Genomic DNA, 10,413 nt, shown 5'->3' with positions numbered 1-10,413 from the left:
CCCCATGGTCCTGCTCGGCAGGACGATCCCGTGGCCGGTGCCCCTCGCGAGGGGCACCGGCCACGGTCGTTCCAGCGGCCCTGACCGGCCCAGGTGCCCTGATGCACCACAATGGGCACATGCTCATGAGAAACAAGACGGCCCAGCGAATCACGGTCGGCGTCATCGTCGGCGTCATCGTCGCGAGTCTCGCCTTGACGCTCATCTCGACCCTGAGCGCGACCCCGTAGGCCGACGAATCCGCCCGCAGCACCGAGGCGCCCAGCCGTCCGGCCTCCTGGACTCGGGCCCGGGGATGCTTCGTCCCGACCGATTTTGTCCCGGCCCCGGACGACTGCTAACGTTTCCCCTCGTTGCGCCGCTAGCTCAATTGGCAGAGCAAGTGACTCTTAATCACTGGGTTCGGGGTTCGAGTCCCTGGCGGCGCACTCCAAGACCCCCGTTCGGATCACTCCGAACGGGGGTCTTCTCGTTCCCCGGTGGTGCGGCGCGGCTCAGCGTCGGCGGCGAAGCAGGCCCACGCCGACCACGACGACGACCACGGCCGCGACGACGGCGACGACGCGCTCGATACGCAGCTCGCCGTCCTCGGTGTGCGTCGCCGCATCGAGACGCAGCCTGAGGCCCTGGAGCTGCCGTTGCGCGATGACCTGGGGCTGGGCGCGGTAGGCCAGCTCGTTGACGGTGCCCTCGAGGCGCGCGCGGGCGGCCTGGATGTCCTGCTCGATGCCTGCGGTGTCGCTCATCTGGCTTCCTTTCGGGTGGGGGGAGACTCTAGTCGGCGATGCCGAGGTCGCGGCGGAGCTTGGCCACGTGGCCGGTCGCCTTGACGTTGTAGAACGCGTGGCTGACCTTGCCCTCCTCGTCGACGACGAAGGTGGACCGGATGACGCCCTCGACGGTCTTGCCGTAGAGCTTCTTCTCGCCCCAGGCGCCGTATGCCGTGTGGGCGCGGAGGTCCTCGTCGCTGAGGAGCGGGATGGTGAGCTGGTCGCGCTCGCGGAACTTCGCCAGCTTGGCCGGCTTGTCCTTGGAGATGCCGACGACCTCGTAGCCGTCCTTCCTCAGCGAGTCGAGCGACTCGCTGAAGTCGCAGGCCTGCTTGGTGCAGCCGGGGGTCATGGCGGCCGGGTAGAAGTAGACGATGACCTTGCGGCCGGCGAAGTCAGCGAGGCTGACGGTCTGGCCGGCATCGTCGGTCAGGCTGAAGGCGGGCGCCTGCTGTCCCGGCTCTAGTCGTGCGGTCACGATCTGCTCCTTCGTCGTCTCGTGCAGCGGGCTCGTACCCGTTCCGGCCGTGGTCGGGCGAGGCTGCCTGGTGCGGACGGCGGGACTCGAACCCGCACACCTAGGGCACAGGAACCTAAATCCTGCGTGTCTACCAGTTCCACCACGTCCGCTCGCGGGGTGCGCGGCCCCCACTGTAGTTGCCACCCGGCGGTATCAAGCGTCGCGCCCCCGCCTCCGTCCTGAAGACGTTCTCGAGGACGGACGGAGCAGGAGGTGTCTCGTGGACGAGCACAACAGCACGAGCGGACCGGCGCTCGACACGACGACGTGCCCTGAGTGCGGCGCCGTTGCCGAGGTGACGGAGCGGGCCGTGCTCGACAGCACCGGAGGCCCGGTCGAGCACGTCCGTGTCGCGTGCATCGCCCGGCACTGGTTCCTCCTGCCCGCCGGCTCGCTGGACAGCGCCAGCGCAGCCGGACGGACCCTCCCGTCCCGACCTCCCACCCGAGGCGCTGAACGCAGGTCCCGGCTCCCGGAGCGGGACTAGCCTGCGAGCATGACGCAGCACGTCGGAGCGGGCAGTGCGTGGGCGGGCGTCGTCGGCTGCTCCCGCGCCGTCCGCGTGGGCGACACGGTCCATGTGGCGGGCACCACCGCGATCCGCGAGGGCAGGGTCGTCGCCGCCGGTGACGCCTACGAGCAGGCGCGCGTCGCGCTCGAGATCGTCGTCGAGGCGCTCGCCACGTGCGGCGCGTCGCCCGCCGACGTCGTGCGGACCCGGATGTTCGTCACCGACATCCGCGACTGGGAGGCGGTCGGTCGGGCGCACGGTGAGGTCTTCGCCGACGTACGGCCGGCGTCGACCATGGTCCAGGTCACCGCCCTCATCRACCCCGACCTGCTCGTCGAGATCGAGGCGGAGGCGGTCGTGGGCTCCGGCGCTTCGGCCGCGGCCGCCGAGTCCTCGGGCGTCACTCCACCCTGACGTTGACGACGTGGATGCCCGTGGCGCCGTCGGGCGCGGGCGGCGCCTCGAGCGGGGACTGCACCCGGCCCTTGGCGTCGTAGGCGCGCACGCGGACGTCGTGGCTGCCGGGGGTCGCGTCCCACTCGTAGACCCACTGCCGCCACGTGTCGATGCTCGCGTCCGCTGCGAGGCGCGCCTCGGCCCAGGGCTGCTGGTCGACCTGGACCTCCACCTTGGAGATGCCCGTGTGCTGCGCCCAGGCGACGCCGGCCACGGCGACGGTGCCCGCCTTGACGACGGCTCCGGCCTGGGGGACATCGATGCGCGAGGCGGTCTTGATCGGCCCCGTCGCCGACCAGCCACGCGGCGTCCAGTAGGCCACGTCGGCGGCATACGTCGTCACCTTGAGCTCGGTGACCCATTTGGTGGCCGAGACGTAGCCGTACAGCCCGGGCACGACGACGCGGACGGGGAAGCCGTGCTCGAAGGGCAACGGCTCGCCGTTCATCCGGATCGCGAGCAGGGCGTTGCGGTCGTCGGTGAGGGCGCCGAGGGGGGTCGACGCGGTGAAGCCGTCGATGCTCGTCTGCAGCACCATGTCGGCGCCCGCCTTGGGACCGGCCATGGCGAGCAGCTCGCGCACCGGCCATCCGGTCCACACGGCGTTGCCGACGAGGTCACCGCCGACCTCGTTGGAGACGCAGGTCAGGGTGACGAGCGCCTCCTGCATCTGCTTGTCCTGCAACGTCTTCCAGTCGATCTCGATCTCACGCTCGACCATGCCGGTGACCTTGAGCTTCCACTCACCGGCGTCGATCCGGGGAACGACGATGGCGGTGTCGATGCGGTAGAAGTCGGCGTTCGGGACGATGTAGGGGGTCAGGCCCGGCAGCCTCAGGTCGGCGCCGGCGGGGATGGCCAGCTTCGTGCCCTTGAGCGGAGTGCTCTTCAGGGCGTCGCGGGACACCGTCGCGGCCGCGGAGCCGCCTCCGAGCAGGCTGCCGGCGTATGCCGCCACCGCACCGACCGCTCCGCCGATGAGCCAGCGCCGGCCGGGGTTCGCGGCACCGGGTGCGCTCGTCGACGGTGTCGCGGAGCGACTGAGGAACCACAGGCCCGCGGCGGTGCCGAGGATCGTCGGCAGGACGTCGGCCGGCCCGGCACCCGGCCGGCTGAGCACCGCTGCCGCACCGACGACGCCGACGACGGCGAAGGCGACGAGCCCCGTGACGAGGCGACGGCTGGCCAGGACGCCGATGGCGGCGCACGCCAGCGCGAGCACGAGGACCGTCCCCACGAGCAGGGCCCGCTTGTCGTTGGTGCCGAACGTCGTGACGGCGAAGTCCTTGAGCCACGGTGGCGTCCGGTCGATGAAGGCGCCCCCGACCGCCGCGATCGGCGCCGGTTGTCCCGACGACTGGCCCACCGCCGTGAGGACCGACGCAGCGAGCGTCGCGAGCCCGACCGTGAGCAGCCCCGCCACCAGCCCGTCGAGGGCCCCCCACCACAGCGGACGAACCGGCTGCTGCGGGGCGGTCCCGGGACGAGTGGCCGGGCTGGTCGTGGTCATGGCCTCAGGTGCTCCTTCAGGTGCGGCACGAGTGCGCGGAAGGCGAGTGCCCGGTGCGAGACCTGGTTCTTCTCGTCCGCGTCGTACTCCGCCAGTGTGCGTTCGTTGCCGAGCGGCTGGTCGGATGGGACGAAGATGGGGTCGTAGCCGAAGCCGCCGGAGCCTTTGGCCTCACGGGCCACGGTGCCGGGGAACCGTCCCAGCTCGGCGGCGGACCGCCCGTCCGGGAGGACGATCGCGGCGGCGCAGACGAACGCCGCGGCACGGTGCTCGTCGCGCACGTCGCCGAGCTGTGCGAGGAGCAGCTCGAGGTTGGCCCGGTCGCCGCCGCCTCCGGACCACCGGGCGCTGAAGATGCCGGGGGCGCCTCCGAGCACGTCGACGGCCAGACCTGAGTCGTCGGCCAGGGCGGGCAGTCCCGTGGCGTGGGCAGCAGACGCGGCCTTGAGGATCGCGTTCTGCTCGAACGTCACACCGTCCTCGACGACGTCGGGCGTCTCGGGGTAGCCGTCGAGGCCCACGATCTCGAGCCCGAGGTCGGCACTGACGTCGGCGAGGATCTCTCGCAGCTCCTCGACCTTGTTGGGATTGCGGGTGGCGAGGACGACCTTGGTCACGCGACCACCCCGCCGTCCCTGGTCTCCTGCGACGTCGGGACCGCGGCTGACAGGGCGGCCTGCTGGCGGTCGGTCAGGTCGGCGCAGCCCTTCGTCGCGAGGTCGAGCAGCTGGCCGAGCAGCTCGCGGTCGAACGGCTCGCCCTCGGCCGTGCCCTGGACCTCGATGAAGCGGCCGTCACCGGTCATGACGACGTTCATGTCGGTCTCGGCCGTCGAGTCCTCGGGGTAGTCGAGGTCGAGGACGGGGCGGCCCCCGACGATGCCGACGGAGATGGCGGCGACCGAGCCGGTGAGCGGCTGGGCCTTCTTGCCGATGAGGCCCTGCGAGCGGGCGTGCTCGATGGCGTCGGCGAGGGCCACGTAGGCACCGGTGATGGCTGCCGTGCGGGTGCCGCCGTCGGCCTGCAGCACGTCGCAGTCCAGGACGATGGTGTTCTCGCCCAGGGCCTTGGTGTCGATGACGGCTCGCAGGCTGCGGCCGATGAGCCGGCTGATCTCGTGGGTGCGGCCGCCGATGCGGCCCTTGACGCTCTCGCGGTCGGAGCGGGTGTTGGTCGCGCGGGGCAGCATGGCGTACTCGGCGGTGACCCAGCCGGTGCCCTTGCCCTTGAGCCACCGCGGCACGCCCTCGGTGAAGGACGCGGCGCACAGCACCCGCGTGCGCCCGAACTCGATGAGGACGCTGCCTTCCGCGTGGTCGAGCCAGTTGCGGGTGATCCGCACCTCGCGCGTCTGGTCGGGGGCACGGCCGTCATGTCGGTCAGTCATGCCCTCGAGGCTAGCCATGACTCCACGTTAGGCCTCAATCGCGGGGCTGGGACGGGCCCGGACGCCTCGTTCGTGACGCGTCCGGACCCGTCCCGGGCCGTGGTGACCCGACGGTGGTCTGGTCAGTCGACCGTCTCGGCCGAGAGCCGTTCGACCTCGTCGGCGGACAGCTCGAGGTCGAGCGCCTGCACCGAGTCCTCGATGCTCTCCGGACGCGAGGCGCCGGGGATCGGCACGACCACGGGGGCGAGCGCGAGCTCCCACGCGAGTGCCACCCGCTGGGGGCTCACGTCGTGCGACGTCGCGACCTCCGCGAAGGCGTCGTGCCGGCTGCCGAGGTCCCCGGCCCTGCTGATGCCGCCGAGCGGGCTCCACGGCAGGAAGGCGATGCCGAGCTCGGCGCACAGGTCGAGCTCGGCCCGGCTGCTGCGGAAGGCCGGCGAGAACTGGTTCTGCACCGACACGAGCCGGCCGCCGAGCACCTGCTGCGCCTCGCGGATCTGGTCGGGATTCGCGTTGGAGATGCCGGCCATCTCGATGACGCCCTCGTCGAGCAGGTCGCGGAGGGCACCGACCGACTCGGCGTAGGGCACGTCGGGATCGGGACGGTGGAACTGGTAGAGCCCGATGGCGTCACCACCGAGCCGCTGGAGCGATGCCCTGGCTGCCTCCTTGAGGTGCTCCGGGCGTCCGTTCAGGGTCCACGACCCGTCGCCGGGGCGCAGGTGCCCGCCCTTGGTCGCGACGAGGACGTCCGACGTGCTGCCCGACCACGACGACAGGGCCTTCGCGATGAGGGACTCGTTGTGCCCCACCTCGTCGGCGTCACGGTGGTAGGCGTCGGCGGTGTCGATGAGGGTGACGCCGGCGTCCAGCGCGGCGTGGATGGTCCGGATCGAGCGGTCCTCGTCGGGCCGGCCCTCGATCGACATCGGCATGCCCCCGAGCCCGATCGCGCTGACCTTCCTCGATCCGATGGTTCGCTGCTGCAACGGTGCCTCCTTGGTTCGGTCACGGTGGTGGGCGGCGCACCCGCCACGTGACGAGTCGCGAGCCGCACCATGACGTCCCATACCCGGGTGTTCTCGGCTGACACCGACTCGGGCGACCGTCGGGGACAGGCCCGTCAGAGACAGTAGGTGGCGTCCGCCTGGGCGAGCTCGACGTCACCGGGCCACACCGCCGCTGCCTGCTCGCGGCACACCTCGGGGTCGTTCCAGGCCGGGATGTGCGTCAGCACGAGGCGCCGCACTCCCCCGGCTCGCACGGCTGCCTCGGCAGCGCGACGGCCCGACAGGTGGACGTCGGGCACGGTGTCACGCCCGTCGACGAAGGCCGCGTCGGCGAGCACGAGGTGGGCGCCAGTCATGAGCTCGTCGAGCTCGTCGCAGGTGTCGGTGTCGCCGGTGTAGGCCAGGACCCGGCCACCCGCCTCCACGCGGAAGCCGTAGGCCTCGACCGGATGGTTGACGCGGACCGGAGTGATGGTGAACGGTCCCACCGTCACCGGGTCGCGGTGGCGCAGGTCGTGGAAGTCGAAGACGCCGAGGACGTCCTCCGCCTCCCCGCTGCCGTAGGCACGGGCGAGGTGCACGCCGGTGCCGGGTGGGCCCCACACGGGCATCGTCGCTCGGCCGGGACCGCCGGGAACGTAGCGCATCATGACGTAGAGCCCGCACATGTCGATGCAGTGGTCGACGTGGAGGTGGCTGAGCAGGACGGCGTCGACGGCATACGGCTGGATGTGACGCTGCAAGGCACCCAGGGCGCCGTTGCCGAGGTCGAGCACGATGCTCCACGTGCGTCCCTCGTGCTCGGCACGCACGAGGTAGGACGAGGCGGGCGAGCGTGGCCCGGCGAAGGATCCCGAGCACCCGACGATCGTGACGTCCACGGGACGAGCCTAGGTGCCCACACCGACGCCGGCCGGGTGGCCGCGGGTCGGATGCGTCACACCGAGCCGTCCCGTGGACCGCCCTCGTCGGGGAGGTCCTCGAGGTCGTCCTCGTCCTCGTCGTCGTCGTATGCCGTCACGACGTCGCGGAGGTCGGCGCCCATGAGCGCCTGGGTCAGCGTCTCCTGCAGCCAGGTGAGGAAGTCGTACCACGCCATGGCATAGCCCAGCGGGTCGTCGTCGTCGATGTCATCCATCGCGGCGTGCAGTGCCTCGGCATCCTCCTCGGTGCGCATGCCCATTCGCTCGCCGAGGAGGAGACGGACGTCGGTGAGCGCCATGAGGAACGCCGGCGCCTGGGACTCGTCGAGCACGACGCGGTCGCCGACGGCCTGCTCGACGCACTCGATCGCGACGTCGAGGTTGCCGCTCTTGCGCTGACGCAGCCCCTCCTCGGTCAGCCGGCGGAACTCGGCGGCGATCTCGCCGTCACCACGGTGCGCCGTCGGCAGCAGCCGGTCCAACGCAGGGTCGCGCTCGGTGAAGGGCGACGAGTCCGCTTCTGCGGCAGCGTCGTCCGCTCCGGCAGCCGCCTGGTCGGCGGCACTCAGGGACAGTCCCATCGAGGCGAYGAGATCGTCGAACGCGTCGCCGGTGGGCTCGATCTCGGGCGAGAGGAGCAGCCTCGTCTGCTGCATGAGTCCCTGGAGCACGAGGCGTTCGGTCGACTCGAGGAGGCCGACGTAGCGACCGTGCTCACGCAGGAAGGCACGTGCCATCAGCGGTCCTTCTCGAAGGTCGCCCAGAGGCCGTAGCCCTGGAGGGCCTCGGCGTCGCGCTCCATGGACTCGCGCGGACCGTTGGACACGACGGCGCGGCCCTTGACGTGCACGTCCATCATCAGCTTCTCGGCCTTGGCCCGCGCGTAGCCGAAGTACGTCTCGAAGACCCACGTCACGTAGGTCATGAGGTTGACGGGGTCGTTCCAGACGATCGTCACCCACGGCACGTCGGGGGCGACGACGTCCTCGGTGGAGGTCACCTCCTGCTCGACGGGAGCGAGGGAGAGCGTGGCTGCGGTCACAGGGCCACCCTAGGACCACCGGGGTCGGCCGGGCAGACGGTCCCCGGGGCCCGTTCGCGCCTAGGGTGGGGCTCGTGAGCCCGACGAGCCCCCGCGCCGCGAGCACGGCGCTGTTGACCGACCACTACGAGCTGACGATGCTGCAGGCCGCGCTCGCCTCGGGCGAGGCGCACCGCCGTTGCGTCTTCGAGGCGTTCGCCCGCCGGCTGCCCGACGGACGACGCTACGGCGTCATCGCAGGGACCGGCCGGGTGCTCGAGGCGCTCGGGCAGTTCCGCTTCGGCGACGACGAGCTGCGCTTCCTCTCCGACCAGAAGGTCGTGGACCGGGCGACCGTCGACTGGCTCGCGGGCTATCGCTTCTCGGGTGACATCAGCGGCTACGCCGAGGGCGAGTGCTACTTCCCGCAGTCGCCGGTCCTCGTCGTCGAGTCGACCTTCGCCGAGGGCGTGATCCTCGAGACGCTCGTCCTGTCGATCCTCAACCACGACACGGCGATCGCGTCGGCCGCGTCGCGCATGACGACGGCTGCCATGGGCAGGCCGTGCATCGAGATGGGGTCCCGGCGCACGCACGAGGAGTCGGCCGTCGCCGCCGCGCGCGCCGCCTACGTCGCCGGGTTCGAGGCGACGAGCAACCTCGAGGCCGGACGCCGCTACGGCGTCCCTACGACCGGCACCGCCGCCCACGCCTTCACCCTCCTCTACGACTCGGAGAAGGAGGCCTTCACCGCCCAGGTGGACTCGCTCGGCAAGGGCACGACCCTCCTCGTCGACACCTACGACGTCAGGACGGCGGTCGCGCTCGCGATGGAGATCGCCGGGCCCGAGCTGGGAGCGGTCCGGCTCGACTCGGGTGACCTGCTCATCCAGGCCACCGAGGTCCGCGCCCAGCTCGACGCGGCCGGCAACACCGACACCCGCATCATCGTGACGTCCGACCTCGACGAGTACGCCATCGCCGGTCTCGCGGCCGGTCCGGTCAGTGGCTACGGGGTCGGCACCGCACTAGTGACCGGCTCCGGCGCACCCACGGCATCGATGGTCTACAAGCTGGTCCAGCGCGAGGACGCGTCCGGGCGCATGCAGGGGGTGGCCAAGAAGAGCAAGGACAAGACGTCGGTCGGCGGCCGCAAGTGGGCCATGCGCCGGCTCAGCGACTCCGGCGTCGCGCAGGCGGAGATCATCGGCATCGGCGAGCACCCGCGCGACGACGGCAACGACCGACCGCTCATGATCGACCTCGTCCGGGCCGGTGAGGTCGTGGACCACCAGGACATCCACGAGGCGCGTAGCCGGCACGAGGCCTCGCGAGCCGAGCTCCCCCGGGCGGCGGCCCAGCTGTCGCGCGGCGAGCCCGTGATCCCCACCATCTACGAGGAGGACTGAGCCATGGCCATATCCGCACGCCGCGATGGCGGACGGGCCCTGATCATCGTCGACGTGCAGAACGACTTCTGCGAAGGTGGCTCCCTGGCCGTCCGGGGCGGCGCCGACGTGGGCCGCCGGATCGGCGACCACGTCAACGTCCACGTGGCCGACTACGACCACGTCGTCGCGACGGCTGACTGGCACATCGACCCGGGTGAGCACTTCTCGGCCACTCCCGACTTCGTCGACTCCTGGCCGGTCCACTGCGTGGCCGACAGCGACGGCGCCGACTTCCACCCCCACCTCGTCGGTGCCTTCGACAACATCGAGGCCGTCTTCCGCAAGGGCGAGCACGCCGCTGCCTACAGCGGATTCGAAGGCCGCTCTGCTGACGACGAAGGCGTGGCGCTCGCGACCTGGCTCACGGAGCGCGACATCTCCCGCGTCGACGTCGTCGGCATCGCCACCGACCACTGCGTCAGGGCAACCGCCATCGATGCCCGACGTCAAGGTTTCGAGACGACGGTGCTGCTCGACCTCACGGCCGGGGTGGCTCGCGCGACGACGGACGAGGCTCTCGCACAGCTCACGGAGGCGGGCGTGCGACTGCTGGGCGCGCCCACGGTCGAAGGCTGACGGCATACGCCAGCACCGTTGAGCGGCAAGGCCGCTCACATCTCGGTATCAACTCAAGGCCGACCCACGGGCCACGTGGCTCGGGTGACCGTTCCGCCGGCCACGGTCACGGTCATGACGACCGGACCGTCAGGCAGCGGGAAGAGCTCGTGCTCGCCCTCGAGGACCGCTGGGTAGACGAGCGCGTACGACACACCGGCCCCGGTCGGGCGAGCCACCACAGCCACGTGCGGGTACGCCCCGTGGGTGTGGTGGTCGCCATGACCGTGCTGGTG

Annotated in this window: 14 protein-coding genes and 2 tRNA genes; 5 read left to right on the top strand and 11 right to left on the bottom strand. The window is 71.2% G+C overall.

Annotation, left to right across the window (positions count from 1 at the left end; genetic code table 11):
• Positions 1-355: 355 nt before the first annotated feature.
• Positions 356-428 (top strand) — tRNA-Lys (locus AC1DP0_RS11515).
• 66 nt (positions 429-494) lie between these two features.
• Here AC1DP0_RS11515 and AC1DP0_RS11510 read toward each other — a convergent pair.
• The 3 genes from AC1DP0_RS11510 to AC1DP0_RS11500 form a co-directional block, all read right to left on the bottom strand.
• The gene (locus tag AC1DP0_RS11510) at positions 495-746 is read right to left on the bottom strand and encodes a DUF3618 domain-containing protein (RefSeq protein WP_478084707.1); all 252 of its coding nucleotides are present in this window, start codon (positions 744-746) and stop codon (positions 495-497) included.
• A 28-nt stretch (positions 747-774) separates the two neighbouring features.
• Positions 775-1,248, bottom strand: coding sequence for a thioredoxin-dependent thiol peroxidase (gene bcp, locus AC1DP0_RS11505; RefSeq protein ID WP_478084706.1), 474 nt, complete (start codon positions 1,246-1,248; stop codon positions 775-777).
• Positions 1,249-1,316: 68 nt separating this feature from the next.
• A tRNA-Leu gene (locus tag AC1DP0_RS11500) sits at positions 1,317-1,400 on the bottom strand.
• 110 nt (positions 1,401-1,510) lie between these two features.
• Here AC1DP0_RS11500 and AC1DP0_RS11495 point away from each other — a divergent pair.
• Positions 1,511-1,777, top strand: coding sequence for a hypothetical protein (locus AC1DP0_RS11495; protein ID WP_478084705.1), 267 nt, complete (start codon positions 1,511-1,513; stop codon positions 1,775-1,777).
• 9 nt (positions 1,778-1,786) lie between these two features.
• The gene (locus AC1DP0_RS11490) at positions 1,787-2,215 is read left to right on the top strand and encodes a RidA family protein (RefSeq protein WP_478084704.1); all 429 of its coding nucleotides are present in this window, start codon (positions 1,787-1,789) and stop codon (positions 2,213-2,215) included.
• Here AC1DP0_RS11490 and AC1DP0_RS11485 read toward each other — a convergent pair.
• The 7 genes from AC1DP0_RS11485 to clpS form a co-directional block, all read right to left on the bottom strand.
• Positions 2,202-3,767, bottom strand: a complete 1,566-nt coding sequence (locus AC1DP0_RS11485; protein ID WP_478084703.1) for a molybdopterin-dependent oxidoreductase — start codon at positions 3,765-3,767, stop codon at positions 2,202-2,204. The genes AC1DP0_RS11490 and AC1DP0_RS11485 overlap by 14 nt on opposite strands.
• Positions 3,764-4,384 carry an RdgB/HAM1 family non-canonical purine NTP pyrophosphatase gene (rdgB, locus tag AC1DP0_RS11480; protein WP_478084702.1) on the bottom strand — a complete coding sequence of 207 codons (621 nt, stop codon included), beginning with the start codon at positions 4,382-4,384 and terminating at the stop codon, positions 3,764-3,766. The genes AC1DP0_RS11485 and rdgB overlap by 4 nt, the downstream gene beginning before the upstream one ends.
• Positions 4,381-5,154: a ribonuclease PH gene (gene rph / locus AC1DP0_RS11475; RefSeq protein ID WP_478084701.1), complete on the bottom strand. Its 774-nt coding sequence runs from the start codon at positions 5,152-5,154 to the stop codon at positions 4,381-4,383. The genes rdgB and rph overlap by 4 nt, the downstream gene beginning before the upstream one ends.
• A gap of 122 nt (positions 5,155-5,276) precedes the next feature.
• Positions 5,277-6,146, bottom strand: a complete 870-nt coding sequence (locus AC1DP0_RS11470; RefSeq protein ID WP_478084700.1) for an aldo/keto reductase — start codon at positions 6,144-6,146, stop codon at positions 5,277-5,279.
• 134 nt (positions 6,147-6,280) lie between these two features.
• A complete protein-coding gene (locus tag AC1DP0_RS11465; protein ID WP_478084698.1) occupies positions 6,281-7,048 on the bottom strand; it encodes an MBL fold metallo-hydrolase in 768 nt (255 codons plus the stop codon).
• A gap of 56 nt (positions 7,049-7,104) precedes the next feature.
• Complete coding sequence (locus AC1DP0_RS11460; RefSeq protein WP_478084696.1) at positions 7,105-7,827, bottom strand: DUF2017 domain-containing protein; 723 nt, start codon at positions 7,825-7,827, stop codon at positions 7,105-7,107.
• Positions 7,827-8,132 carry an ATP-dependent Clp protease adapter ClpS gene (gene clpS, locus AC1DP0_RS11455; RefSeq protein ID WP_478084694.1) on the bottom strand — a complete coding sequence of 102 codons (306 nt, stop codon included), beginning with the start codon at positions 8,130-8,132 and terminating at the stop codon, positions 7,827-7,829. The genes AC1DP0_RS11460 and clpS overlap by 1 nt, the downstream gene beginning before the upstream one ends.
• Before the next feature lie 137 nt (positions 8,133-8,269).
• Here clpS and AC1DP0_RS11450 point away from each other — a divergent pair, with 137 nt between their 5' ends.
• Positions 8,270-9,520, top strand: coding sequence for a nicotinate phosphoribosyltransferase (locus AC1DP0_RS11450; protein WP_478084708.1), 1,251 nt, complete (start codon positions 8,270-8,272; stop codon positions 9,518-9,520).
• Positions 9,521-9,523: 3 nt separating this feature from the next.
• Positions 9,524-10,138: an isochorismatase family protein gene (locus AC1DP0_RS11445; protein ID WP_478084692.1), complete on the top strand. Its 615-nt coding sequence runs from the start codon at positions 9,524-9,526 to the stop codon at positions 10,136-10,138.
• A 53-nt stretch (positions 10,139-10,191) separates the two neighbouring features.
• Here AC1DP0_RS11445 and AC1DP0_RS11440 read toward each other — a convergent pair.
• The coding region (locus AC1DP0_RS11440) for a hypothetical protein (RefSeq protein ID WP_478084690.1) at positions 10,192-10,413 on the bottom strand (222 nt) is incomplete at its 5' end.

It is taken from the genome of Terrabacter sp. P5_B1, assembly GCF_056400505.1.
Note: the sequence above shows the minus strand (reverse complement) of the source record. Positions and strands in the feature narration are given on the sequence as shown.